18 protein-coding genes are annotated in these 26,454 nt (G+C 51.3%); 1 reads left to right on the top strand and 17 read right to left on the bottom strand.

All coding sequences use genetic code 11. The features are described from left to right. Window positions 1-20 precede the first annotated feature (20 nt). From LHL18_RS14165 to dnaK, 3 genes are all read right to left on the bottom strand, one after another. Window positions 21-821: a M48 family metallopeptidase gene (locus tag LHL18_RS14165; RefSeq protein WP_226767549.1), complete on the bottom strand. Its 801-nt coding sequence runs from the start codon at window positions 819-821 to the stop codon at window positions 21-23. Window positions 822-924: 103 nt separating this feature from the next. Next, entirely contained in the window at window positions 925-2,067 is a 1,143-nt protein-coding gene (gene dnaJ / locus LHL18_RS14160; RefSeq protein ID WP_134057362.1) for a molecular chaperone DnaJ, read from the bottom strand. A gap of 63 nt (window positions 2,068-2,130) precedes the next feature. Then, window positions 2,131-4,044 (bottom strand): molecular chaperone DnaK, encoded by a 1,914-nt coding sequence (gene dnaK, locus LHL18_RS14155; RefSeq protein ID WP_134057364.1) that lies wholly within the window; start codon window positions 4,042-4,044, stop codon window positions 2,131-2,133. A gap of 226 nt (window positions 4,045-4,270) precedes the next feature. Here dnaK and luxS point away from each other — a divergent pair, with 226 nt between their 5' ends. Further along, entirely contained in the window at window positions 4,271-4,780 is a 510-nt protein-coding gene (luxS, locus tag LHL18_RS14150) for an S-ribosylhomocysteine lyase (RefSeq protein ID WP_226767548.1), read from the top strand. A 26-nt stretch (window positions 4,781-4,806) separates the two neighbouring features. Here luxS and LHL18_RS14145 read toward each other — a convergent pair whose 3' ends face one another. The 14 genes from LHL18_RS14145 to LHL18_RS14080 form a co-directional block, all read right to left on the bottom strand. Next, entirely contained in the window at window positions 4,807-6,441 is a 1,635-nt protein-coding gene (locus LHL18_RS14145) for a diguanylate cyclase (RefSeq protein WP_226767547.1), read from the bottom strand. Further along, window positions 6,425-8,824: a PAS domain-containing protein gene (locus tag LHL18_RS14140; protein ID WP_226767546.1), complete on the bottom strand. Its 2,400-nt coding sequence runs from the start codon at window positions 8,822-8,824 to the stop codon at window positions 6,425-6,427. Before LHL18_RS14140 ends, LHL18_RS14145 begins: the two co-directional genes overlap by 17 nt. Window positions 8,825-8,941: 117 nt before the next feature. Then, window positions 8,942-11,677, bottom strand: coding sequence for an FAD-binding and (Fe-S)-binding domain-containing protein (locus LHL18_RS14135; protein WP_226767545.1), 2,736 nt, complete (start codon window positions 11,675-11,677; stop codon window positions 8,942-8,944). A 124-nt stretch (window positions 11,678-11,801) separates the two neighbouring features. Further along, complete coding sequence (locus LHL18_RS14130) at window positions 11,802-12,182, bottom strand: VOC family protein (protein WP_226767544.1); 381 nt, start codon at window positions 12,180-12,182, stop codon at window positions 11,802-11,804. Between the two features lie 3 nt (window positions 12,183-12,185). Continuing rightward, window positions 12,186-14,513, bottom strand: coding sequence for a pectate lyase (gene pelA / locus LHL18_RS14125; protein WP_226767767.1), 2,328 nt, complete (start codon window positions 14,511-14,513; stop codon window positions 12,186-12,188). After that, the gene (locus LHL18_RS14120; protein WP_226767543.1) at window positions 14,513-16,132 is read right to left on the bottom strand and encodes an NADP-dependent glyceraldehyde-3-phosphate dehydrogenase; all 1,620 of its coding nucleotides are present in this window, start codon (window positions 16,130-16,132) and stop codon (window positions 14,513-14,515) included. Before LHL18_RS14120 ends, pelA begins: the two co-directional genes overlap by 1 nt. A 479-nt stretch (window positions 16,133-16,611) precedes the next feature. Then, window positions 16,612-17,568 carry a sugar kinase gene (locus tag LHL18_RS14115; RefSeq protein WP_134057380.1) on the bottom strand — a complete coding sequence of 319 codons (957 nt, stop codon included), beginning with the start codon at window positions 17,566-17,568 and terminating at the stop codon, window positions 16,612-16,614. Window positions 17,569-17,579: 11 nt separating this feature from the next. Then, window positions 17,580-18,248, bottom strand: coding sequence for a bifunctional 4-hydroxy-2-oxoglutarate aldolase/2-dehydro-3-deoxy-phosphogluconate aldolase (eda, locus tag LHL18_RS14110; protein WP_226767542.1), 669 nt, complete (start codon window positions 18,246-18,248; stop codon window positions 17,580-17,582). Further along, window positions 18,248-19,717, bottom strand: a complete 1,470-nt coding sequence (locus LHL18_RS14105) for a mannitol dehydrogenase family protein (RefSeq protein WP_226767541.1) — start codon at window positions 19,715-19,717, stop codon at window positions 18,248-18,250. The genes eda and LHL18_RS14105 overlap by 1 nt, the downstream gene beginning before the upstream one ends. Window positions 19,718-19,870: 153 nt before the next feature. Continuing rightward, entirely contained in the window at window positions 19,871-21,295 is a 1,425-nt protein-coding gene (uxaC, locus tag LHL18_RS14100; RefSeq protein ID WP_226767540.1) for a glucuronate isomerase, read from the bottom strand. A gap of 47 nt (window positions 21,296-21,342) precedes the next feature. Next, window positions 21,343-22,899 carry a UxaA family hydrolase gene (locus LHL18_RS14095; protein ID WP_226767539.1) on the bottom strand — a complete coding sequence of 519 codons (1,557 nt, stop codon included), beginning with the start codon at window positions 22,897-22,899 and terminating at the stop codon, window positions 21,343-21,345. 102 nt (window positions 22,900-23,001) lie between these two features. Continuing rightward, entirely contained in the window at window positions 23,002-24,447 is a 1,446-nt protein-coding gene (locus LHL18_RS14090) for a glycoside hydrolase family 28 protein (RefSeq protein ID WP_226767538.1), read from the bottom strand. A gap of 169 nt (window positions 24,448-24,616) precedes the next feature. Then, entirely contained in the window at window positions 24,617-25,651 is a 1,035-nt protein-coding gene (locus LHL18_RS14085; RefSeq protein ID WP_226767537.1) for a LacI family DNA-binding transcriptional regulator, read from the bottom strand. 10 nt (window positions 25,652-25,661) lie between these two features. After that, entirely contained in the window at window positions 25,662-26,447 is a 786-nt protein-coding gene (locus LHL18_RS14080) for an IclR family transcriptional regulator (RefSeq protein ID WP_226767536.1), read from the bottom strand. Window positions 26,448-26,454: the final 7 nt, after the last annotated feature.

The raw sequence follows: 26,454 nt of genomic DNA, 5'->3' as shown, positions 1-26,454 counted from the left end.
CGGTTGCCATGCGGCAAAAGTTAACGTGAGCATTTCGGTAAAGCAGATACGGCTTTACGCTCATTAAAGGTTTTCATCGCTTCCGGCATTTTGGCACGTAGATCCTTGATACGCGTTTCCGGTAACGGGTGAGTTGACATAAACTCCGGCGTGCCACCGCTGCCTGCCGCCGCCATGTTCTGCCACAGATTGACTGCCTGACGCGGTTCAAAGCCAGCCTTGGCCATTAGATCCAGACCAATAATATCCGACTCGGATTCATGCGCACGACTAAACGGCAGCGCTACACCATACTGCGCCCCCAAACCAAAGGCTGTCATCAGTTCCTGCTGGTACTTCACACCATAAGCTTTCAAGCCAGCATCACCCAGTGCCAATACCGTCTGCAACGCCTGATTAGTGGATAAACGCTCGTTACTGTGCCCGGCGATAACGTGACCAATTTCATGCCCAACCACGGCAGCCAGTTGGTCCTGATTTTCAGCAACTTTTAATAAACCGGTGTAAACACCAATTTTGCCGCCGGGCAAAGCAAAGGCATTGACCTGTTCAGACTCAAACACCACAATTTCCCAGTTTTGCGCCCTTAAATTATCTGGTGTGACCGCCAGCAGATTATTCGTCACGCAGTTAACATAGCTGTTGGTCTTGGCATCTTTACTGATTGGCGTTTCTTCCTTCATGCTGTCAAAGGTCTGGGCCCCCATTTTGCTCAGCTCAGTGTCACTAAACAGCATAATCTGGCGCCGGCCGGTTGGAGACTGTGCACAGGCAGCAATAACAAGGGCGCAGGTAGCGGTGATAAACAGCTTTTTCAACATGAATATTTCCTTTTCTGTAGCCAAAACGTGGTTTTACAACACTTAGCTTTATTGTATCCCTGAAATAGCAAAAAACCACCCGTAGGTGGTTTTTCGTTTCAGATTAACTGGTTAGATCATCAAAAAACTTTTTCACACCATCAAAAAAGCCCTTCGATTTTGGCCGGTGCTTGGCTTCACCATCGCCCGCCATACTGTCATCGAGCTGACGCAGCAGATCTTTTTGCTTCTCGCTCAGGTTAACCGGTGTTTCGATCACTACTTTACACACCAGATCGCCTACACCGCCACCGCGTACAGACTGCACGCCTTTGCCGCGCAAGCGGAACATCTTGTCAGTTTGCGTCTCAGCCGGTATTTTCAGCTTCACCCGGCCATCCAGTGTCGGCACATCAATTTCACCACCCAGCGCAGCGATGGTAAAACTCAGCGGCACATCGCAATACAGGTTATTACCGTCACGCACAAATATCGGGTGTTCTTTAACATGTACCTGTACGTACAGATCGCCTGCTGGTGCACCGTGCATACCGGCTTCACCTTCTCCGGTTAAACGGATGCGGTCACCAGTGTCAACACCTGCCGGAATTTTCACCGACAATGTCTTGGTTTTTTCTACGCGGCCTTCACCGTGGCATTTCGTACATGGCTCCGGAATGATCTTACCGCGACCATTACAGGTAGGACAGGTTTGCTGCACAGCAAAAAAGCCCTGACGCATAGTCACCTGGCCGGCACCGTGACAGGTTGGGCAGCTTTTGGCTGAAGTGCCTTTTTTTGCACCTGAGCCATCACAAACGTCACACCCCACCATCGTCGGCACTTTAATATCAACCGACTTACCGCGAACGGCCTCTTCCAGGCTTAGTTCAAGGTTGTAGCGTAGATCTGAGCCACGCTGAGCGCGTGACTGACCACGACGGCCACCACCACCGAAAATATCGCCAAACACATCGCCAAAGATATCGCCGAAATCAGCACCACCCGCGCCACCGCCAAAACCACCGGCGCCACGGTTTGGATCTACACCGGCATGGCCATAACGGTCATAGGCTGCGCGCTTCTGCTCGTCTGATAATACTTCGTAGGCTTCCTGAACTTCTTTAAACTTCTCTTCCATGGCTTTATCGCCCTGAGTACGGTCAGGGTGAAATTTCATGGCGAGGCGTTTATAAGCCTTTTTGATGTCTTTATCGTCGGCGCCTTTAGCAACACCTAGTACTTCATAATAGTCACGCTTGGACATACTTCTCGCTCAGTGCTTCTTAAGTTACAAGGCTGCAGTATACTGCAGCCTGGTTAAACCGACTTACTTTTTGTCGTCTTTGACTTCTTCAAACTCAGCATCAACGACATCGTCATTGCCACTGGCTTGTTGTTGGCCAGCATCAGCGCCACCTTGTTGCGCTTTCGCCTGAGACGCTTCCATCAGCTTCTGAGAAGCCTGGATCAGCGCCTGAGATTTCTCATCAATTGCGGCTTTATCACTGCCTTTTAATGCAGTTTCCAGCTCTTTAATTGCTGTTTCAATCTCTTCTTTGTCGTTAGACGCTAAGCTGTCGCCCACTTCTTCAAGCTGTTTGCGGGTAGCATGCACCATCGCATCAGCCTGGTTACGGGTTTGTACCAGCTCTTCAAACTTCTTATCTTCTTCTGCGTGCGCTTCAGCATCACGTACCATGGCCTGAATTTCTTCATCAGACAGACCTGAGTTGGCCTTGATAGTGATCTTCTGCTCTTTGCCAGTATCTTTATCTTTGGCAGACACATGCAGAATACCATCAGCATCCAGGTCGAAAGTGACTTCGATTTGCGGCTCGCCACGACGACCAGCGCGAATACCTTCTAAGTTAAACTGACCCAGTGACTTGTTGTCAGACGCGCGTTTACGCTCGCCCTGCAGCACGTGAATAGTCACGGCAGACTGGTTGTCCTCGGCCGTTGAGAATACCTGCGATTTCTTCGTCGGGATCGTGGTGTTTTTCTCAATCAGCGCTGTCATCACGCTGCCCATAGTCTCGATACCCAGCGACAGTGGGGTTACGTCCAGCAGCAGTACGTCTTTTACATCACCCGACAGTACCGCACCCTGAATGGCAGCACCAACAGCAACAGCCTCGTCCGGGTTAACATCTTTACGTGCTTCTTTACCGAAGAACGCAGATACCGCTTCCTGTACTTTCGGCATACGGGTCTGACCGCCCACCAGGATGATGTCGTCAATCTCGCCAACGCTTAAGTCAGCATCTTTCAGTGCCTGCTTCAGCGGCTCGATAGTGCGCTGGATTAAATCTTCAACCAGTGACTCCAGCTTGGCGCGCGTTACTTTGATGTTCAGGTGTTTCGGGCCTGATGCATCCGCTGTGATGTACGGCAGGTTAACTTCAGTCTGAGAGGCTGAAGACAGTTCAATCTTCGCTTTCTCCGCAGACTCTTTTAAACGCTGCATTGCCAGTGGGTCATTACGCAGGTCAATGCCCTGCTCTTTTTTGAACTCTTCAACTAAGTAGTTGATTAAACGGTTATCGAAGTCTTCACCACCTAAGTGGGTATCACCGTTGGTTGCCAGTACTTCAAACGTTTGTTCGCCGTCTACATCATCAATTTCAATGATAGAGATATCGAAAGTACCACCACCTAAGTCGTAAACCGCAACTTTGGTGTCGCCTTTCTTTTTATCCATACCATAAGCCAGTGCTGCAGCTGTTGGCTCGTTGATAATACGTTTTACGTCTAAGCCAGCGATACGGCCGGCGTCTTTGGTCGCCTGACGCTGCGCATCGTTAAAGTAGGCCGGTACCGTGATAACGGCAGCTGTCACCGCTTCACCTAAATAGTCTTCAGCGGTTTTCTTCATCTTTTTCAGCACTTCAGCTGAAATTTGTGGTGCAGCTAACTTTTTGCCTTTAACTTCAACCCAGGCATCACCATTATCCGCTTTAACAATGGCGTAAGGCATGATTTTAATATCACGCTGTACTTCTTCGTCTTCAAAACGACGACCAATTAAGCGCTTAATTGCGAACAAGGTGTTTTTCGGGTTAGTTACCGCCTGGCGTTTTGCCGGCTGGCCAACTAATACTTCACCGTCTTCGGCGTAAGCAATAATTGAAGGTGTAGTACGGGCACCCTCAGCGTTTTCTAAAACGCGCGGTTTATCACCGTCTAACACTGCCACACATGAGTTAGTTGTACCTAAGTCAATACCAATAATTCTGCCCATAACTGCTCTCCACTTAATATTCTGAACAATTAAAAATTGTGTTGAGGCATTAGTGGGGATTAGCCCTGTTCCATTCAAGGTTATTAAGAGAAAATTTTTACTTTAACTCACAAAAGCAGGGCTTTAGCCGTTGTTTGCCGGTTTTCACGCCGAAAGCGGTTAACTTATACAAGCTGACCTGACTATAATAGCCATTAACTGATGCATTCAATATAAGGGCTTTGTTATGCCATTACTCGATAGCTTTACCGTAGACCACACCATTATGAAGGCGCCGGCTGTACGCGTCGCAAAGAAAATGAATACGCCAAAAGGCGATGCCATTACGGTGTTTGACTTACGTTTTTGTGTACCGAATGAAGAAATTCTGTCAGAGAAAGGTATTCATACGCTGGAGCATTTATTTGCCGGCTTTATGCGTGATCATTTAAATGGCAATGATGTGGAAATTATCGATATTTCACCTATGGGCTGCCGCACCGGTTTCTATATGAGTTTAATTGGCACCCCGGATGAGCAGCGCGTTGCAAAAGCCTGGCAGGCAGCGATGAACGATGTGTTAAAAGTAGCGAGCCAGAATGATATTCCTGAACTGAATGTCTATCAGTGTGGTACAGCGCAAATGCACTCGCTGGATGAAGCCAAGCAAATTGCGCAAAATATTCTTAACCGCGGCGTCGGCGTAAACCGCAATGATGAACTTGCCTTACCCGAAGAGATCCTGAAAAAACTGTAATTGCACCTACAGCCGGCCGTACCAGCTTACGCTGTATAGCATTTGATCTGGTTACGTCCGGCAGCTTTAGCCTGATACAGTGCTTTATCTGCCGCAGCAATCATACTGGCAGCGCAGTCGAAAACTTTGTCGCCGCTTGATACTACCCCTGCGGAGAAAGTACAGCTAAATTGCTGCCCGTCAGCATTAAAATGCAAAGCAGCAAAAGATTGCAAAATTTGCTCTGTTAGCTGACAAGCCTGCTCGGTAGGACAATCAGGCAGTACCAGTAAAAACTCCTCCCCACCATAGCGACCGGCACGGTCAGTTTTGCGGATACGCTTACGCAGTAATGTCGCCAGCGCTGTGATAACAATATCGCCGGTTGCATGGCCGTATGAATCATTAACGCGCTTAAAGTGGTCAATATCCAGCATGACAATACTCAGCGGGCTATTGCTGCGCTCGGCGCGCATAAATTCCATATTGGCTGCATCTTTAATCGCAGCATGCTTTATCAGCGATGTCAGGCTGTCTTTCTCAATCAGATTTTTCAGCTGTAAGCTGCGTGCCAAGCGGACTTTCAACGCCTGAGTCAGCTGCACATCGTCGATCGGTTTGGTAATGAAATCGTCGGCGCCATGAGACATTGCGCTGATTTGCAAAGATTTATTTTGTTCAGACGATAAAAAGACAATAGGGATCCGCTTCAGGCTGCGGTACTGGCGCAATACACCGGCAATTTCAGCGCCGGAATATTCTGGCATATAGATGTCCATCAGGATCAAATCCGGTTGAAACTGCATCACTTCTTCAATGATGTTATCAATTTTGTTGCTGATCCTGGTTTCAATACCCACTTGTGTCAGCACCAGTGCATAGTGCTCGGCCAGCAGTTTATCGTCATCGACAATATACACTTTGCCGCTGCTGGCACTGTAATCGAGCAGTTCACTGATGTGAGTAATAAGTTCCGGCACATTGACCGGCGTAAAAAACACCCCTTCTGCGCGTAGCTGGGCAATGCGGATGCGCATGGCAAAGCTATCGGTATCGGACAGCACAATTAAACGGCCTTGCTGCTTTGCCAGCTCGTTCAAAAGCCAGGTCTGTTTAAATAGCGACTCGCCATTACTGAGGGTTGTCGCACTAAATACAATAGCGGGCGTTTGCTCCCTTAATTTTGCTGCCAATTGGGCAAACTGGTTAAAGATCTGAACCTGTAAACCAAAACCCTGTAACTGAATACGGATTTCTTCTGTCAGTGGCTCGTCGTCGAGCAACAACCAGACACTGCTTCTGGCAACAGCCTGCAGCTGAACATAGCCAGCATTTTGTTCCGCAGCCTGCATAGCCTGCATCACAGCGCGCTCGAATTCCCTAATCAGGTTCACCAGCTCAGGCACTGCCTGCTCTTGCTCTGCCAAAGAGCGCTGTTGTACTACCCGCGCTAACTGCTCAATCTGTCTGGACATAGCGCCAAGCATACTGTAGCCAAAAGTACCACAGGCTCCCGCCAGTTTATGTGACTCACCAATTACAGTGCGCAGCCGGGCAGCATCATGGCCTGCCTGCATCGCTTCTGACATCGCCGCAGCACGTTGCGGCAGGCTTTCAGCAAAGCGCTGCCTTAACTGATTAAACGCAGCGGACAAATCGGTTTTATTATTGGGTGTTTTCATCTGATGCCCTGTCTACTGCCTTCCCTGGTTTACTGTCGGTATGCAGTGGCAGTGTAAAATAAAATACTGATCCCTGGTGCAATACAGAGCTAAACCCTATAGCTCCGCCCATTTGCTCTACCAGCTCTTTGCAGATAGCAAGGCCCAGCCCTGTGCCTCCGCTTTGCCTGCTGCTGGAACCATCGGCCTGAGCGAAACGCTCAAATATCCTCGGCTGAAACTCGCTGGCGATGCCAATACCTGAATCATGCACTGCTATACGAACCTGATCGGACTGCCTGTCAGCGGTAATCTTTACCGCGCTGTTTTTACCAGAAAACTTAATCGCATTTGACAATAAGTTAGTAACAACCTGCTGCAGACGCAGTTTATCAGCTTTAATTCTCAGCTGCGGTGCGATATCGCCAAGCTGCAAGTCAACCGCAAACTGGTTGGCATAAGGCTGCAAATTACTGACTGCATGTTCCAGCTCTGTTGACACTTCAACCGAGCGCAGATCAAACGGCATTTTTCCTGCGATCAGTTTTTCAATGTCTAACAGGTCGTTAATAAGCTGGGATAGTCTCTCGCTATTGCTGTGCGCAACCTGTAGCAGCTTGCTCATGCTTTCGGGTACCTGACCCAAAGTGCCGGCGTTAACCAGCCCCAGCGCACCTTTTATTGAGGTCAATGGTGTCCTTAGTTCATGGCTTACCGTCGAGATAAATTCATCTTTTAACTGTTGTAACTGCATCCGTTCGGTCACATCCTGCACCGATCCGATCAGCACATGCTGCTTAGTGTCAGACGGTAACATCCGCGCCAGCTCATGCACCCAACGGATAGAGCCATCCGGGCGGATGATACGGTGCACAACATCATGAATACCGGTTTCCCGGGCAGTTTTCTCGCTTTGTTCAATTAAGCGCCAGTCATCAGGATGCACTGTGCTTTTAAATAAGGTGGCGCTGGGATTTACAGCGCCCTCATCAAAGCCAAAAATCTGATAAATTACCGGCGACCACCATAGCTCACCGGTCTCAAGATTTGCCTGCCAAAAGCCAATTAACGCGTTTTCGCTGGCAGTATTAAGCCGCTCCCGTGCCAGTTCCAGCTCCTGATTTACCTTTTCCAGCTGCAGGTAATACTGCTTTGTTTCAGTAATGTCCTGAATATACCCATGCCAGAGCGTGCTGCCATCCGGCATCCGCTCAGGTACAGCTCGGCCCGCCAGCCAGGACAGAGCACCATCATCGCGGTAAACCCGGTATTCATGCTGCCAGATGCTTAACTCCCGGCTGGACGATTCAATACTGGCAGCCAAAGCGGGTAAATCAGCAGCATACATTTTAGCGAACACTAAACTGGCATCATCTTTTACCTGCTCTGGCGTCACGCCGTATATCGCCTGTATCGCAGCACTGGCATAGGGAAACGCTGCATGGCCATCGGGCCACTGCTGATACTGATAAACGACACCGGGCAGCTGAGAGGTTAGTGTGATCAACTGCCGTTTTAACCGTTTCTCTTCGCTGATATCCAGAATAAGACCATCCAGAAAACTTAACTGACCATTGTCATCAAACTCAGCTTTGCCACGCTCTTCCACCCAAAGCAGATGCCCATTCTTATGCATAATGCGGTACTGCAGTACCCAGCTTTGCTTCAGCGCTATGGCTTCCATCACCAGCTGCTCCAGTCGCTCCCGGTCATCAGGATGGATAACACTGGCGTAGCTACGTACCTTGTTGTTGATAAAATCAGTGGCCGGATAACCGGATAACGGGTCTATTCCGCCGCTCATATACAGCATGGTCCAGTCAGAGTCAGCTTTGCAGCGGTAAGTGATACCAGGAATATTTGCCACCAGGCGTTCAAACTGGTCGCGGCTGGCCGCCAGCTCCTGTGTAGCGTGTTCCTGCTGGCGATCTTGGATCTCTTGCTCAACAGCAGCACCAAACTCACGCAGTATAGTGCGCTCTTTCATCGTTAGTTTGCGCGGTTCGCTACTGATAACACACAAAGTACCGATGCGCTGGTTAGCAAATGTCAGCGGGATACCGGCGTAAAAGCGGATACAAGGTGCACCGGTCACCAACGGGTTATCCGTAAAGCGGCTATCAGTCCTGGCATCGGTGACTTCAAAAATATCATCATCGAGAATGGCATGGCCACAAAAGGAAATATTGCGGCATGTTTCGCAGGCATCCAGCCCCTGACGCGATTTAAACCACTGCCGGTCTTTATCCACCAGTGAGATCAGCACGATTTCGGCTTCCAGACACTGTTGTACCAGACGGGTTAAACGATCAAACCGCGCTTCACTGGCTGTATCCAGCAGTTCAGCAGCCTCTAACGCAGCCAAACGCTCAGTTTCGTTGTATGGTATTGCTGCCTGTTGCATAACCCCATTCCCTATTAGCCGCCAGCCACATTAGTAAACGTGATACAACGTCAGCCGGTTTGCGTCAAGTGAGTTAAGCATATCAGCATTTAGTGCGCTAATTCAGTTTATTAGCGCTTAGTTACTGCAGCGGTCCAACAGGTAAACAATATGTTGATATTCCAAACCGGCGTGGCGGGATAAGCCAATCTCACAGGTACGGCTGGTTGACACACCCTGGCAGCAAGCGCTTACCTGCTGTTTTAAGCCAGAAAGGGCAGATGCATTGAGCTCAGGCAAAACAAAACCTTTGTCACCGGCAAAACCACAGCAGCTGATGCCCTCAGGTACAACAACCTCGTCAGTGCAGGCAGCCAGTAGCTGCTTCAGCTTGTCACCATGCCCCAGCTGATTGGCGCTACAGGTTAGGTGTAATGCTACCGGCTCGCTGAGCTTGGTGAAACTCAGCTTTGGCAGCACGTTTTGCAGCAGAAAATCGACACTGTCGATGATATTTAACCGGCTGTCCAGCTTTCCCTGCAGTGTCAGGCTGCACGGACTGGTATCAGAGAATACCGGTAATTCACCGTTATGGGTTGCCTGCAACAGCCACTGTTGCAATTGCTGCTGCTTCTGGCTGGCGGCAGTAAACTGCCCTTTAGACTGAAACGGCATGCCGCAGCACTGGTTATCAATACCCTCTGGCACAATTAACTGGTAACCGGCTTTTGCCAGTAAATCCGTACTTACCTGCAGTAAACTGCGTTTATCGTTACTCTCGGCCTGCGGTGCCATCACCCGGCCGCTACAACCGGCAAGGTAAATAATGGGCTGCAGTCCCGGCTTCGCCGTTTTTACCTTAGCGTAATTTGCCGTTGGCATAGCTTTGTGCCAAAACGGTAGTAACGCACTCACCATTCTGCCGGCTGTTAAGCCCAGCCGCACCATCATTGATACAGCAGCAAAATGACGTGCGGTAAAAGCCGCCAGTGCCTGCCAGCGCTGATGCTTTCTGGCCCGCAGTTGCCGGGTTAAATCGCCGGTGTTAATCCCTACCGGGCAAGCCGTGCTACACATGCCACAGGCAGCACAGGTGTCATTCCCCTGATACTCATAAGACTGCTCAAGTGCTGCCAGCCGCTGTGGATTATCGCCACTGTGGCTTAAACGCGAAATTTCCCGCTGGGTCACAATACGCTGCCGTGGTGTCAGTGTTAACTTACGCGACGGGCAGACAGGCTCGCAAAAACCGCATTCTATGCATTTATCCACTAAAGGATTGGTGGCCGGTAATGGCTTTAAGTTCTGCAAATGCAATCTTGGGTTATGGCTTAGCACTACATCAGGGTTAAGAATATTGGCCGGGTCGAGCAGCTTTTTCAGCTGCCACATAAGCTGGTAGGCCTGCTGGCCCCATTCCAGCTCGACAAAGGGTGCCATATTACGGCCGGTGCCATGCTCAGCTTTTAACGAGCCGCCAAATTCGCCAGCCACCATGTTGGCAACTTCCTGCATAAAAGCCTCGTAGCGGGCAACCTGAGTGGCATCATCAAAGCCCTGGGTAAAAACAAAGTGCAGGTTACCTTCCAGCGCATGGCCAAAGATAATGGCTTCAGTGTAGTAGTACTTATCAAATAGCTGTTGCAACCTCGACACGCCTTCGGCTAGTTGTTCCAGCGGAAACGTCACATCTTCAATAATCACCGTAGTGCCAATTTTGCGCACGGCGCCTACAGCCGGAAAAGTGCCTTTGCGAATAGCCCACAGCTGGTTATACACGCCAGCATCTGTGCTGAAATCGACCTGTTGCTCAAGCGTAAACGCCCGCATCACCTTACGGATATGCTCTAGTTGCTGTGATAACAGACTGTTACTGGCAGCGGTGCTTTCAATCAGCAGTGCACAGGCCGTATCAGATAAGCTTTTTACCCAGGCAGGCAAACCGGCTTTATTTTCTACCGAGCGCAAGCTACGGCGGTCTAACAGCTCTACCGCAGACACCGGTGCCGATTTCAGCACAGTAACCGCGCGGCAGCAGCTTTCAACATCAGGGAAGACCAGTAAGCCGCTTGCCCGGTGCGGATAATCTGGCACTGTGTTGTACGTCACTGCGCTGATAAACCCCAGACAGCCTTCAGATCCAACCATCAAATGGGTAAGAATATCAATCGGATCAGTATATTCGGTTAGGGCATTAAGCGAAAAACCGGTGGTATTTTTCAGCCGGTACTTGTGCCGGATTTTATTGCACAGCTCAGTATTATCGCGTGTCTGCTGGCCAAGCTGCGCCAGTTCAGCCAGTAAAGCGGCATGGCTCTGGCGGAATGACGCCACGCTTTGCGCATCTTCAGTATCGAGCACAGTGCCATCAAACAGCACCAGACGCATTGCCGACAGGGTATTAAAGCTGTTGTGCGCGGTGCCACAGCACATGCCGCTGGCATTGTTGGCCACTATGCCACCAATTTTGCAGCTATTGATCGATGCCGGATCGGGGCCTATTTTACGCTGAAACCTGGTTAATGCCTGATTCGCCGCAGCGCCGATAACCCCGGGCTGCAAGCGGATTTGCTCGCCAAGGCCCCGCACCTCACGCTGCTGCCAATTCTCGCCCAGTACCAGAAGTACAGAGTCCGTTACCGCCTGACCGGATAAGCTGGTACCCGCAGCGCGAAATGTCAGCGGCACCTGATATTCGTTTGCCAGTTTTAGCAGCGCCACGACTTCGGCTTCACTTTCAACGCGCAGGACTAACTTTGGCAACAAGCGATAAAAGCTGGCATCCGTACCATACGCCAGAGTAGCAACCGGATCGTCAAAATAGCGCTCAGCCGGAATAAGCTGTTTAACGGCCTGAATAAACTGCGGTTGCATGCAAACCTCTGGCGGTAACTTAGTTAGATAAGATTAACCGATAATACGGTATTCCCTGCCAGCTTGCATAATTTTTTTACATCATCAAGAATTTTTTGAATAATTTATACATAGACTAACACTGTTAGCGGGCAGCTCCACGACGGCACAGTTGCAATGCCAGCCCCCAGGGATCACGCAACATCGCCAGATGTGAGCCATCAGCTAGGTGCACATCTGTAACATGGCTGGCGCCAGCGGCAATCAGGCGGGTGCTGTCGGCAGCCGGATCAGCCGACACCAACGCCAGGTGCAAAATAAGTGGGTCCATTGCGGCATAGTCGGGTACCTGATCAGCCGGATTGCAGTAAACTTCAATCATCATCACCCCGGTGTCATCCGACAAAAAGTGTGTTTGTGCCGCATCATTCAATGCCCGTTTTAAACCAAAGCCCAGATGCTGCATATACCAGCTGGCCATCTGTTTCGGCTCGGCAACGTTAAAAGCAACATGTTCAATACGCATAATTTATGGCTCCGTTAATTGACCAGATTCAGGGATAAAGCGCCTTAGCCAGCCGTCTGTATTGCTATCGGGGATATTAAGAGTACGCTGCACTGGCGCAATTTCCGGATAACCACCAACCTGCTGCTGGCTGTCGATAATGCGGCTGCTACCGTCCTGCGCCTGCCGCAAAATGCGCTGATCTATGCTGTCGCGCTGCCAATATCGGGCACCGGCCTGGTTTAACACCTGTGCTTCAGTTGTACTTGCTGCTGTTGCAGTAACACCTTGCGGCCACACAGGTGGCGATTGCAGCAAATGAATAACCCCCTGGGTGTCGTACATCGGCTGCTGACGCAGGTTAAACGTCAGATTATCTGAGATATAAGCATCGCCACGGTCAGACACCAGCGCTAAATCAGAGTACGAATCCAGACCATAACGCAGCACATTGCCTACCACGGCAACCTGCGGATTGTGCGGCGCAATACCAGAGCTTAACCATTCACGCTCAACAAAACCCAACTGCACTGCCGCATTGCCGGCATTGACGATCAGGTTATTGGCGACAACACCGCTGCTAAAGGCTTTAAAGTACGGGTTGCGTCTGTCATTACTGACAAACAGATTGCCGATAAAGGCTACCTGCTGCACATTATCGTGCACCAATGCGCCTTTGCTGTGTTTACCTTTAATATGGGTAGCGTAGTCGAGCGCTTCGGCCAGAATATTGTTACGGAATGTCACATGCTTAGCCGTTGCTGCCGGACCTTGATCGCGTGGCCCCGACGCTGACACCAGCTCATCTGTCGCCCAGGTTACCGAGTTGTGTTCAACCAGCACATTACAGGCATCTTTGCCTGTTACCGCTATGCCGTCGGTATCCCAGCCAGCGCGTTTATCAAGGCCGGCGTCACCGGGGCGAATGTGCAAATGCCGCACGATGACATCATGGCTGACAATACGCAGCCCGCCTTTAATTAAGGTAATGCCGGGGGCCGGTGCAGTTTCACCGGCAATAGTAACAAAGGGCTGCTCTATGCTCAGGTTCGAGCGCTCAAGATCGATAACCCCTGCCACCTCAAACACAATAATGCGCGGGCCGGTTGTTGCCAGTGCTGCTGCCAGCGAACCCGGCCCGCTACGGTTAAGGTTGCTGACTTTCAGCACGGCCCCGCCCTGACCACCTGCGGTGTCCAGGCCGAAATTGCGGCAATGCTGCCCGAGGCCAAGCCAATTGTCGTAAGCGCTAAGAAACTCGGCCGCGACACTCTGATACCAGCCATAACCACGCTGACGCTCCAGCGACAACCGGCTGACATCCGAGTACGTTTGGCCGTCACGGTCAAAAAATACCGGCTTGCCACTTTTTAAATCATAGAAACGCGACCAAATCACGCTGCCCGGGCTGTCTTTCAGTGACAAATAGCCTTGCTCGTCCCGGTAGCGGATTTTTCCGTTGATCTGATGTTGCTGCAGCCAGTGCGCGCCCGCTGCCAGGCTGGCCGCCACACCGGGATAATCCGGCACCGTTTGCAGCATAAGCTGCAATAATTTAGCGCTTTCAGAGCTAACCAGCGACGCCTGCTCAAATTTTCGCGCGGCTACCGGCCCGCCGGTTAGCGGATGGTGCTGCGCGCCCCACACACTTAGCTGCCCTTTCACCTGCACCTGATTTGCCAATAGCCAATCAACCGCGCGATAAAATGCCGCCTTTGCTGCCTGCTTGCTGCTATCGGTTACCATGGCAAACCGCTTATCATGCGCAACTTGCCAAAGCAGCGTCATCAGCTGATACATAGCATCATCATTCAGCGTTATGGCATCGTGATAACCGCCACGCAATGGATACGACTGGGCAAAACCGCCATTGGGGTACTGAGCCTTTAACACCAGCGTAATGCCACGCTCAATAGCCGCTGTTATCCTTTGCCGCAACGCCTCTGATGCATCTGGGTAGTAATCAGCCAACCACTGCAACTGCGTGCTGGTGGCATCGTTATCAAAGGTAGGTACATAGTCCGGCTCTGAGCCAAAATGCTGGCCTGCTTGCCTGGCAATCCGCATATCAGTGCGCTTGCTCCAGCCGCCCGATGGCGTCTGATAGCTCAGTATCGCTTCGGCTTCTGCCGCTGTCGTTATGGCAGTTAAGCCAAAACCGTTATGCTTAACAGCATCATGCGCAGCACTTTCAGCAAGCTCTGACGCAAACGCGGCCGCATCCTGCTGCAATAACTGCTCTGATACAGCCAGATATTGCTGCCACTGTGCCGGCAGGGGTTGCTGCTGCCAGTAATCAACCGCGATGCTATGAAACGACAATAGCAGCGCCAGCCAGTACAGATAACGCATCAAAACAGAAAATCCGTCGCCAGAAAGTGCGAGCTGCGGCTTCTGACCATCAGCTTCACAAAATCTATATCGCCCTGCTGATATTTCGCTGCCACCAGCGTTGGTGTAGAAAATTGCCGTAGCGCATCCACCACCGACAAGGTGCCTTCGGCAGAGTCTTTGCGGCCGTTAAACGGAAAGCTGTCCGGCCCGCGCTGACACTGGCTGTTAATATTAATGCGGCCAACCTGGTTAGCAAAAATATCTACCAGCTCACCCACCTGCTGCGCATCTTGGCCAAAAATACTCAGCTGCTGACCAAAGTTAGAGTTCACCACATAATCGATGACATCGTTAACATCATCATAAGGCACCACTGGCACCAAAGGGCCAAATTGCTCTTCACTGTATAGCCGCATACTGCTGTTTACCGGGTACAGCAACGCGGGCATAAACAACGAGGCAGCCGTTTCACCAGCGCCGGGGTTTTGCAGTTTGGCGCCTTTATCTAAGGCATCCTGTAGCAGCTCAGTTAAAAATGCGGTTTTACCCGGCTCCGGCAGCGGCGTTATCGCTACACCTTGTTGCCACGGCATACCCGCTTTCAGTTCGCTGATGGCGGCTGATAATTTAGCCACCAACTCAGCAGCACGGCTTTGATGAACAAATAAAATTTTCAGTGCAGTACAGCGCTGGCCGTTAAACGACAAACTACCGGCGACGCACTCTTTCACGGTGCGCGCCATGTCAGCGTCAGGCAGAATAATGGCCGGGTTTTTCGCATCCAGCCCCAGCACAGCACGCAAGCGGTGTGGTTTTGGGTGCATCCGCTTTAGATCACTGGCACCTTTGTTGGTGCCAATAAAAGCGAACAAGTCTATTTTGCCGCTTTCCATCAACACGCCCACCGTTTCGCGGCCGCGGCCATAAATGATGTTAATGACGCCCGGTGGAAAGCTTTGCATAAAGGCCTGCAGCAATGGCTGAATGAGCAGCACGCCGTATTTAGCCGGTTTAAAGATCACGGTATTACCCATGATCAGCGCTGGTATTAAGGTGGTAAAGGTTTCATTTAGCGGGTAATTAAACGGGCCCATGCACAGCGCCACACCAACCGGCACACGGCGGATTTTACCCAGGCTGCCCTGCTCAATAATAAAATGGCTGGCGTCACGGTCTTGCTGCTTTAATGCGTCGATGGTATCGCGGATATAGTCGCAGGTACGATCAAACTCTTTAGCCGCATCGGGGTAGGTTTTACCGATTTCCCACATCAACAGGCGAATAACTTCATCGCGCTGTTGCTGCATTAACCCCAGAAAGGTTTCGACATGTTGAATACGTTCCAGCACAGCCATCGTTGGCCAGGCACCGCGGCCCAGATCGTAGGCTTTAACGGCACTGTCGAGTGCTTTTAATGCAGTATCCGCATCCAGCAGCGGTGTATGCCCGAGTACCACTTGCTGTAATTCATCGCTGTGGTCACTGCGCAGATACACCGGGCTGACAACCGGGCTTAGCTCGCCACGCCACTTTACTAACTCGCCATTTAACAGGTATTCCCGCTGGGTAATAACGGCGTTATGGGCAAACTGTGCCGGAATATCCGCCGATCGCGGAAAAACACTTACTAAACTCATGCTTTACTCCTTTGCTAACAATTAATTGCCTTGGTTGTTAGTCAGGGTCAGATGCGACGCTTGCCCGGCTTAGGCCGGATCTTGTTATTCTTGCTACATATCGTTGCAGGCTTCACAGTTAAGGGAACGCAAAGACGTCGTAAATACCTCCCTGTAGACTTACAAACTGCTTCCTGCAATTTGCCCTTCGGGTGGCTACTCCATGCAAATAAGTTCCCAACGAATTTGTCTCTGCCGCATCCTTGCGGCAGACGCTTTGCTATACCCTTAACTGCTTCGCTTGAATATTTCAGTGACTCATCAATCATCCATTTTGCTTTGAGGCAAGCGGCGTTAACGAGAGTAAGAACCGATTTGCTCTAAGCTGACCGTTGGAGCCCTGGACGGGCGGAAACGAGCCTACAGGGACGTATTTACGGCGTGTCAGTGTGAGCAAACCGGTTCGGACCGAAGCCACAAGTCTTAACCGGCAACGCCGTTTACTTCACAAACACCGACGGCCGGTTCTGCGCCCAAAAGCCATTAAAATGATCTTTACTGACGATAGCGCCGGTATGCTCAACCACAAAGCCCGCCAGACGCGCAGCGAACTTCACTGCATGCTGTGGTGCAATACCACCTAAACGCGCAGCTAAGTAGCCCCCGTTAAAGGAATCACCGGCTGCTGTGGTATCTACCACCTTCTTCACAGCATGTGCCTGAGCCGTAAAGCCTTTTTGCTGATAGCGCCCGTTGATGCCGTTTTTGCCATCTTTAACGATGATTTCTGCCACACCCAGCTCAGCAAGCTGCTCAACCACATCGTTTGTCGTCTGAGCGCCAAACAACACTTTATGATCATCCAGCCCCGGCAATGCCACATCCGCTAAGCTGTAAGCCTGAATAAAGGCGGCCTTGGCGTTATCGGCATGCGGCCATAACGCAGGGCGGTAATTCGGGTCGAATACAATCTGGCTGCCGCTGGCTTTTAACTGCTGCACCAACTCAAACAACTGAGCCCGGTCACTGTCAGATAAAATCGCCAGCGTGATACCAGAGAAATAAAACATGTCGCAGCCTTGTAGCGCAGAAAAATCCAGCTGCTGATTAAAGCATTGCAGCGTTTGCTTCGCTGCTGAGCTATCGCGCCAGTAAACAAAACTGCGCTCACCAAAAGCATCGGTATTAATCATGTACAGGCCAGGCCGGGCCGTTTTGGTGCGCAGCATCAGGCTGGTGTCAATTTTCTCCCGCTCTACTGCACGCACCAACTTATCGCTGATAAGATCAGTACCGACGGCGGTGAAAAACTGCACATCAACTGGCACTTCGCTGGTTCGTTTTAAGTACACTGCTGTGTTGAATACATCACCGGCAAAGTTCTGGTGATAAACGTTATCGACCAGCTGATATAACTCGACCATGCACTCGCCCATAATGACAATACGTTTGCTCATGCTGCTGCTCCTTATGCTGCGGTTTTAAGCTGGCGGGCAATCGCGCTTGCGGCGCTGGCCAGCTCGCTAATTTGGCCCCATTGCTGGGTTTTCACCAGATTAGCCGGAGTTAACCATGAACCGCCAGCAACAAACACGTTAGGCAGCGCTAAAAAATCGGCCAGGTTATGCTGGCTAATACCGCCGGTCGGGCAAAACCGTACTTGCTGAAACACACCGCGTAGCGCTTTTAGCATCTCGATACCGCCGGATAAATGCGCCGGAAAAAACTTCACTTCAGTCAGGCCGTACTCATACGCCATTGCAATTTCAGACGGTGTTGCCACACCAGGTGCAAACGGCAAGCCGGTTGCGATCATCGCCTCTAACAGCTTAGGTGTACTGGCCGGGCTGACCAGAAACTGGGCGCCGGCATCTTTACAGGCATTGGCATCGGCGGCGGACAACACAGTACCTGCACCTACCAGCAAATCAGGCAATGCGCTACGGATAGCAGTAACCGCTGCCAGCGCCTGGCGTGTGCGTAGTACTACTTCAACCGAGCCAACACCACCATCAGCCAGGGCTTTGGCAATAGCTACCGCTTCATCGGGTGTATCAGCCTGAATAATGGGTAATAAAGCCGGGCCCCTAATCACAGATGACAACACAGGCGACAATAACGGGGGTAAAGACGACATCAGGCTTCTCCAGCAAATACGGCCAGCGCAGCAGCCGGTCCGGTAGCTAATTGTTGATAGGCAGCGCGTACTGCCTGGAAAAAAGTGTTGTTTAAACTCAGTTCGGCTGTGAACACCGCATCCACTGCCAGAAACAGTGCTACATCAGTATCAGCCTGGCCGGTACACTGAGCAGCAACCGCCAGTAAAGGCTCGGCCAATGGGTCGACCAGCTTTTCGTTATCTTTGTAGCGCTTCACAATGAAGCGGCACCAGGCGGCAATGGCAAATGCCAGTTTGTCGATCGGTTTACCGGCAGCCAGGTTGTCACGAATGGCCGGCAGTACACGCATAGGCAGTTTTTGTGAGCCGTCCCAGGCGATTTGCGCCAGCAAATGCCGGATGGCCGGGTTGTTAAAGCGGGCTAAAATATCCTTGCTGTACTGCTGAACATCCAACTCAGCCGGTGGCGTAAACGATGGCATAATCTCATCGCTTATCATCTGCTGAATAAACTGCGTCAGCGTTTTATCCTGCATGGCGTCGAATACAGTTTCATAACCCAGTAATGAACCAACATACGCCAGCGTTGAATGCGGTGCGTTTAGCAGCCGCAGTTTGGCTTTTTCAAAAGCACTAACATCCTGCGCATAAATCACACCGGCTTGCTGCCAGGCCGGCCGGTCGGCCGGTAAAATGTCTTCTATCACCCACTGCACAAAAGCTTCGCGCTTAATAGGCCAGTTATCCGCTACGCCCAGCACCTCTGCTACCTGTGCTTTAATTGCATCATCTGTTGCCGGGGTAATGCTGTCGACCATGGTACAGGGGCTAATCAGTTGCTGGCTTAACCAGTTTGCGATAGTCGGGTCTTTTTGCTCAGCATAGGCAATTAACGCACTACGCAGTTTATGGCCGTTGTCGGTCAGGTTATCGCAGCTTATCACGCAAAACGGTGCGATATTGGCCTGAAACCGTGCCGCAAGTGCAGTAAACAACAAACCAATAGCGGTAACCGGTTGCTGGTTTCCTGCTAAGTCTTGCTGTATTTGCGCATGGGTTAAGTCCAGCTTGCCGCTGCCATTTAGGCAATAACCTTTTTCGGTAATGGTCATGGTAACGTATTTAGTGCTGGCAGCCGTTAAACGCGACAGTACCTGCGGGTATTGTTCGCTGGCAATAAGCACTTCCTGCACAGCGCCAATTACCTGATAGCTTTGCATCGCATCCAGCACCGCCAGCGTATACAAGCCATCCTGCGGTGTCAGCGCCTGGCTGACATCAGGTGAGCGCATAGATACGGCACTTATCGCCCAGTCGCCACCAAATTGCAGTGCCTGTTCGGTATACCAGGCCTGATGGCCGCGGAAAAAAGCGCCGGGGCCTAAATGTACAATGCCGATTTCAGGTTTGTGCTCTGCCAACCGGTAAGCGGGTATTGGTAGTTTGCCATTTAGACTCGCCAGAGCCTGATTACTAAGATTTGCCATTCATGATTCCTGCTATTTGCTGCAGTGTAAGCTTGGGCAGTTTGTTACACGCAGAGACGTCGTAAATACATCCTTGTAGACTCCTCTGCAGCATCCATGCTGCAGACGCTCTGCTTAGTAGCAAACTGCCCCGCTGTTAGATTGTGCTTAACATTATTTCAGCTGATACGCTTTCTTCACCAGACCATAGGTCAGCTCATACGCCAGCTCGCCGGCTTCTTCTTCAGTTAAACGGTGTTCAGCGACTAAACCGGCCAGAAAACGGCAGTCAATACGGCGGGCCACGTCGTGACGTGCCGGGATCGACAGGAAAGCACGGGTATCATCGTTAAAACCCACAGTGTTATAAAAACCGGCCGTTTCCGTCACCTGATGACGAAAGCGCAGCATGCCTTCCGGGCTGTCGTGGAACCACCAGGCCGGGCCCAGCTTCAACGCGGGGTAATGGCCGGCCAATGGTGCCAGCTCGCGGGCGTAGGTCGTTTCATCCAGCGTAAACAGAATAATATTCAGGCTGGCTTCGTTACCGTATTTCTGCAGTAACGGTTTTAACGCCTGCACATATTCGGTCGGGCTTGGGATATCCGCGCCTTTATCCGCACCGAAACGATCGAAAATAATCTTGTTGTGGTTGCGGTGCGCACCCGGGTGAATTTGCATGGTCATGCCATCTTCCAGGCTCATGCCAGCCATTTCGGTCAGCATCTGGCCGCGGAACAACTCGGTGTCTGCTTTGCTGGCTTTACCACTTAAACAGCGCTGAAATAACGCCGCCGCTTCTTTCATCGGTAAATCAGCGGTCAGTGCCGTTGGGTGCCCATGATCTGTTGCCGTTGCGCCGTGGTCACGAAACACTGCACGGCGTTTACGCAGCGCCGCCAGGTAACCTTGCCAGCTTTGCGTGTCCTCACCGGTAATCTCGCCCAGTTTGGCGACATTAGCCGCAAAATCAGCCCGGTCAGCATCGACCACATCATCGGGGCGAAAGGTGGTAATAACCCGGGTTTCAAAGCCAGTACCTTTTAATTTGGCATGGTGTTTTAAATCGTTCAGCGCGCCTTCGGTAGTGGCGATAAGCTCGATATTAAAACGCTGCAGTAAAGCACGCGGTTTAAATTCCGGCTTGGCCAACTGCGCGTTAATACTGTCGTAGTAGTGATCGGCTGTTTCTTCGCACAGGGTTTCGGCTAAACCGAATACGTCGTGAAATACTGTGTCCAGCCAGATCCGCGACGGCGTGCCGCGAAACAGGTAATAGTGTTTAGCGAAAATATGGAATATTTTGCGGTAATCGCTTTCCACCACAGCGCCGTCTTTACGGCGGATACCTAACTCTTCGAGCTTGATACCCTGGCTGTACAACATGCGAAACACGTAGTGATCCGGCAGCAATAATAGCGCGGTAGCGTTATCCCAGTTGGCGTCTTCAGCGAACCAACGTGGGTCGGTATGGCCATGCGGGCTGACTATCGGCAAGTCTTTAATTTGCTGATATAAACGCCGGGCGATATCGCGCACCACAGGATCAGACGGAAATAACCGGTCCGGGTGCAGTTCTAAGCGACGACTTTGTGCCATATTGATGTCCTGTTTCTAAAAGTAGTTAAATTCAATAATTTCAGCGTTTACAGCGTGACGCCGTTTTTCCAGATCGCAATTTCGCGGTTGTCAGACACTTCGTTACGTGTCGCTTTACCTGATGCCACGTTAATCAGATAACGGAAAAAGTCATGGCTGAACTGCTGCGCATCCTGGCCTTTTTTCAGCAAGCCACCGGCGTCAAAATCTATCCATTGGGGCTTGCGGGCCGCCAATGACGAGTTTGACGAAATTTTCACCGTCGGTGCCGGAAAGCCAAGCGGTGTGCCGCGGCCGGTAGTAAACAGCAATAAAGTGGCGCCAGCGGCAGTAAGCGCGGTAGATGACACAGCGTCATTGCCCGGGCCTTCCAGCAGCGTCAGGCCACTTTGACTGGCAGTATCACCGTAACGGATCACCTGATTCACCACCGCCGAGCCACCTTTTTGAATAGCACCGAGTGATTTCTCTTCCAGCGTGGTTAAACCGCCATCTTTGTTGCCCGGACTGGGGTTTTCATACACCGGCTGTTTGTTATCAATAAAGTACTGTTTAAAATCGTTCACCAGGCCAACAATGTCGTCAAACACGGTTTCATCTTTGGCGCGGGCCATAAACACCTGCTCAGCACCAAACATCTCCGGTGTTTCTGTCAGCACCACTTTGCCGTTCGCGGCTGCCACCAAATCGGCTATACGCCCGACCAGCGGGTTAGCGGTTAAACCACTTAAACCATCAGAGCCGCCGCATTTCATACCAACCACTAAGTCAGACACCGGGCACAGGCTGCGCTTATCAAGGCGCATTTGTGTTACCAGCTCAGCAACCGCGTCCAGCCCCTGCTCAATTTCATCTTCTACCTGCTGCGCATTAAACGAGCGGATGCGGCTCAGGTCGACACCGGGGCTGGCAGCCAGTAGCTTACTTAACTGGTTATTTTCGCAGCCCAGGCCCATCACCAATACGCCACCGGCATTCGGGTGTTGAATCAGGCCGGCCAGTAAACGGCGGGTGTGATCTAAATCGTCGCCCAGCTGCGAGCAACCAAACGGGTGGGTAAAGGCATAAATACCGTCGATATCATTGCTATACAGTTTGCGGGCCTGCTCGGCTACCCGCATAGCTGCACGGTTAACGCAGCCTACGGTATTAATGATCCACAGCTCATTGCGGGTGCCCACTTTGCCGTTGGCACGGCGGTAACCCATAAATTCGGTTGGCAAGCCTGATGGAAAGGCCAGTGGCTGCGCCTGACAACCGTCATAGCGGTAATCAATCTGGCCGCTTAGCTTAGTTGCCAGGTTATGCGAGTGAATATGCTCGCCGGCTTTGATGTCGCAGGTTGCGGCGCCAATGGCGAAACCGTACTTCACGACTGCGTCGCCTTTGGCGATGTCGGTAAGGGCCACTTTGTGTCCGGCCGGTACCGCCTGTTGTGCCGTTAAAGCAGCAAAAGGTTCCGGCAAAGGTGCGCCCTGCGCCAGCGGTTGCAATGCCACCACGACGTTATCGCGTGGGTGCACCTGCAGTACCTGTAACTGCTCACCAATATCGGCTGGTGCATCTAATTTTGTGCTACAGCCTGGTTTCTGTTCTGTGCTCATAGTTAACCTTCCTGCCCCTTGTCTAGCGGTGGCAAACCGGGTTTAAAAACATTGATATTCTAATTTGGCTTTCCGAACCGTTAGCGAACCATTTCTAACCCTCTAAAGCGTTAGCGCACTGCCATTCAAGGTTACATCTACCTGATCTATCTGCGCTACATTCTCCAGCACACCCACGCTGGCGGCTTGTTTGAACTCAACATGGTGCAGGCTGACACCGCTTATCGGTGCCCGTTCAAAACCGCGTAGCAAAAAAGCCCGCTCGGCTTTGTGTACGGTTAAGTGGCTGATATGCAGATCTTTTACCTGCGGCAAATGTGAGCCGGCATCACCTTCTTCGTAGAAGAAGTTAATCACTATCGCGTCCTTCACTTCACCGATATCAATATCGCGGATAGCAATATTTTCAATTAAACCACCACGCACCGAGTTGGTTTTAATACGGATGCCGCGCTGTAAATCCGGGCTGCTCATACGGCAACGACGGGCAAAAATATTGCGCGCCCCGCCTGAAATTTCACTGCCAAGCACCACGCCGCCGTGGCCGGCGCGCATAACACAATCCTGGATCACCACGTTCTGAATTGGCGTTGCTAAACGGCGGCCGTCGTTATTACGCCCCGATTTCAGTGCAATACAGTCATCACCGGTGTCGAATAAACAGTTTTCAATCAGCACCCGGTTGCAAGACTCCGGGTCACAGCCATCTGAGTTGGGGCCGAAGCTGACACAGTTTACGCCGCGTACTATCACATCGTCAGACAGTACCGGGTTAATAAGCCAAAACGGCGAATTACGAATAGTCACGCCTTCAATCAGCACCCGTTTACACCTGTACGGCTGAATAAACGGCGGACGCAGATAGTTTTGCTCAAATACCCGCTGAGCTACCGGTACACCCTGCTCTGCCATAGCAAATAACGGGTCACGGGTGTTGCTCTGGTCTGTTGCCGCATCTAACTGCCACGGCGTGTGTTTCCACTTACCTTTCCACGGCCACCACTGGGTATTACTGCCGTTGCCTTCGAGGATGCCTTCACCTGTCACGGCGATGTTTTCCTGCTCAAAGGCATAAATCAGCGGCGAGTAGCCCATCAGCTCGACACCTTCCCAACGGGTGTGTACGGCTGGCAGATAACGCTCAGGCTCAGTGTAAAACGATAACACCGCATCTTTTTGCAGGTGCAGGTTTACATTCGACTTTAAATGCACTGGCCCGGTGTTAAAACGCCCGGCGGGTACCACAACCCGGCCACCACCGGCTTCGGCACAAGCGGCAATAGCGGCAGTTATAGCCGCGCTGCTGTCATAATTCGGCTGCGCTTTGGCGCCATAAGCGGTAATAACAAAATCACGCTTTGCAAATTGGGTTGGCGCTATGCTGGCAATGATGTTATCTGCCTGCTGCCATAAGATGTTATCTGCCGCATCACTGTCTGCAATACTCATCACAGACGCTGTCGAACAGCCATTTAATGACCACAACGAAAGGCCGGCACTGGCCAGGCTCAGCGTTTTTAAATGTTGTCGTTTCAGCGTGTCTGTCATAAGTCTCCCCGGCTTCTGTGCCATTGCGTTTTATTTGCAATTAACACCAGCTTATTGCTGTTGATTGATACTATAATAACCAATTTGCCACCGGTGGCAAGCAATTGGACATTTTTTTTGCCAGCGGTAGCAAAAAAAACCGCTACATCAGCGTTAGTGTGATATCTGCTTAACTATCTGTGGTATTGATTCTGGCGGTAGACTCACGCACAACCAGTGTCGGTGCCACTTTAGCCGCCACATTGCTGGCTGCTTTATCATTGTTTTCTATCGACATAATCATCTTGCTGGTGGCCAGTAGCGCCATTTGCCGCACCGGCCTTTTAATCGTTGTCAGTGCAGGAATAACTCTTGAGGCCAGCATGTTATCGTCAAAGCCGGCCACTGATAACTGCTCAGGCACTTTGATACCTAAACTGTGGGCGACCTTTAATACCCCGGCCGCCATCTGGTCGTTATTGGCGAAAATTGCTGTAGGGATATCCTGCCCCTGCAGCAGCTGGCGTGCACATTCGATACCGGTCTCATAGGTGTTATTACCTTCGACTATCCAGTCGGGACGAATTTTTATGCCGTACGCAGATAAACCAAGCTGAAAACCTTCCATCCGCTCGGTTGACGATTTATAGCGCTGCGGACCACTGATAAAAGCAATATGCTCATGACCCAACTGGGCAAAATAGCGTGCCATTTCGGCCGCTGCAGCGCGATCGTCTGACACGACAATATGTTTGGCTTCATCCAATGCTACTGAGCTTAAACGTACATAAGGGCTGCCAGACTCTTTCAGTGCCTGCGCCAGTAACTCTGATTCAGATACCGGCGGCAACACGATTACGCCATCGAGCTTAGAGCGCTGCATAAAACGCAGACAATCCTGTACCAGGGTTTCACTGCGGTAACGACACGGGTGAACAACCAGCTCGTAACCGAGGTTAGAACACACCTCAAGCACCCCGCGCTGTACATCGTCCAGATACAGTGCATCGGGGTTATCATAAATTAATCCCAGTAGGTAAGAGCGGCTTGACGCCAGCCCGCGGGCCTGAGTGTTCGGTGAATACTTCAGTTCACTGATCACTTTTTCAACCCGGATACGGGTCGCCTCGCCAACACTGAGCGAGCCATTAATTACGCGGGAAACAGTGCGTTTTGACACGCCGGCAATCCGTGCGACATCATTTATCGTGGCTTGTTTTTGCATAACTCTCATCTTATTGACCACGCGCATTGTTGGCGACCAGTTGCGGCCGGTAAGTACTCAGCGCAATATCAATAGCCGTCTGTTTGACGCTGGCGATAAGGTCGGTTTGCGTCTTTTTCGCGTACAGCGCAGACGGTCCGGTCACGCCTACCGCAGCAACAACAGTGCCCTGACTATTACGTACCGGCACAGCCAGGCAACGCACATCTTCGTGGTATTCCATTTCGTCACTAGCATAACCGCGTGCCAGTACCCGCTGCAACTCCGTTATAAGCTGCTGCGGCTGAACCAGGCTGTTCGCGGTGCGTTGTTTAAACAAGCCAGCAGCAGCCAAAGCCGGTAGTTGATCAAAATGATGAAATGCCAGAAACACTTTACCGGCAGCAGAACAGTTAAAATCAGCGATGCTACCCGGGCGTGCAGCAAGGCGCAGCGGATTCGGGCTGTCGCATACTTCTACCAGCAAAGCGCCTTTGGCATGTGGCAAGGCCAGATGAGCAGTTAAACCCGTTGTCAGTGCCAATTGCTGCAACATAGGCAGCGCTTGCTGCTGCAGGCGCTGTGAACTAAGCAAGCTAAGCCCCATTTTAAATAACTGGGCGCCGGCCAGATAGCGTTTACCGTGTTTTTCCAGCACCTGCTCCTGACAGAGTGTTTGCAAGATCCGAAACGCCGTTGTACGCGGCACAGCCAACCGCTGTTCCAGCTCAGATAAACTCAGGCCCTGATCCGATTCTGTCACCAGTGACAGAATGCGGCAGGCATTGGCCAGATTAGGGATCACATAGCTTACCATCGCACCA

The organism is Rheinheimera aquimaris, from assembly GCF_020531985.1.
Lineage (GTDB): Bacteria > Pseudomonadota > Gammaproteobacteria > Enterobacterales > Alteromonadaceae > Alishewanella > Alishewanella aquimaris.
This window is presented reverse-complemented; position numbering and strand designations above follow the sequence as displayed.

Bases quoted from the DNA above. Each gene is read 5' to 3' on its own strand.
- LHL18_RS14105 (WP_226767541.1), bottom strand. From the start codon at position 19,717: ATGGCAAATCTTAGTAATCAGGCTCTGGCGAGTCTAAATGGCAAACTA.
- LHL18_RS14115 (WP_134057380.1), bottom strand. From the start codon at position 17,568: ATGAGCAAACGTATTGTCATTATGGGCGAGTGCATGGTCGAGTTATAT.
- eda (WP_226767542.1), bottom strand. From the start codon at position 18,248: ATGTCGTCTTTACCCCCGTTATTGTCGCCTGTGTTGTCATCTGTGATT.
- pelA (WP_226767767.1), bottom strand. From the start codon at position 14,513: ATGCGTTATCTGTACTGGCTGGCGCTGCTATTGTCGTTTCATAGCATC.
- LHL18_RS14130 (WP_226767544.1), bottom strand. From the start codon at position 12,182: ATGCGTATTGAACATGTTGCTTTTAACGTTGCCGAGCCGAAACAGATG.
- LHL18_RS14135 (WP_226767545.1), bottom strand. From the start codon at position 11,677: ATGCAACCGCAGTTTATTCAGGCCGTTAAACAGCTTATTCCGGCTGAG.
- uxaC (WP_226767540.1), bottom strand. From the start codon at position 21,295: ATGGCACAAAGTCGTCGCTTAGAACTGCACCCGGACCGGTTATTTCCG.
- dnaK (WP_134057364.1), bottom strand. From the start codon at position 4,044: ATGGGCAGAATTATTGGTATTGACTTAGGTACAACTAACTCATGTGTG.
- LHL18_RS14120 (WP_226767543.1), bottom strand. From the start codon at position 16,132: ATGAGTTTAGTAAGTGTTTTTCCGCGATCGGCGGATATTCCGGCACAG.
- LHL18_RS14085 (WP_226767537.1), bottom strand. From the start codon at position 25,651: ATGCAAAAACAAGCCACGATAAATGATGTCGCACGGATTGCCGGCGTG.
- LHL18_RS14140 (WP_226767546.1), bottom strand. From the start codon at position 8,824: ATGCAACAGGCAGCAATACCATACAACGAAACTGAGCGTTTGGCTGCG.
- luxS (WP_226767548.1), top strand. From the start codon at position 4,271: ATGCCATTACTCGATAGCTTTACCGTAGACCACACCATTATGAAGGCG.
- LHL18_RS14145 (WP_226767547.1), bottom strand. From the start codon at position 6,441: ATGAAAACACCCAATAATAAAACCGATTTGTCCGCTGCGTTTAATCAG.
- LHL18_RS14095 (WP_226767539.1), bottom strand. From the start codon at position 22,899: ATGAGCACAGAACAGAAACCAGGCTGTAGCACAAAATTAGATGCACCA.
- LHL18_RS14090 (WP_226767538.1), bottom strand. From the start codon at position 24,447: ATGACAGACACGCTGAAACGACAACATTTAAAAACGCTGAGCCTGGCC.
- dnaJ (WP_134057362.1), bottom strand. From the start codon at position 2,067: ATGTCCAAGCGTGACTATTATGAAGTACTAGGTGTTGCTAAAGGCGCC.
- LHL18_RS14080 (WP_226767536.1), bottom strand. From the start codon at position 26,447: ATGGTAAGCTATGTGATCCCTAATCTGGCCAATGCCTGCCGCATTCTG.
- LHL18_RS14165 (WP_226767549.1), bottom strand. From the start codon at position 821: ATGTTGAAAAAGCTGTTTATCACCGCTACCTGCGCCCTTGTTATTGCT.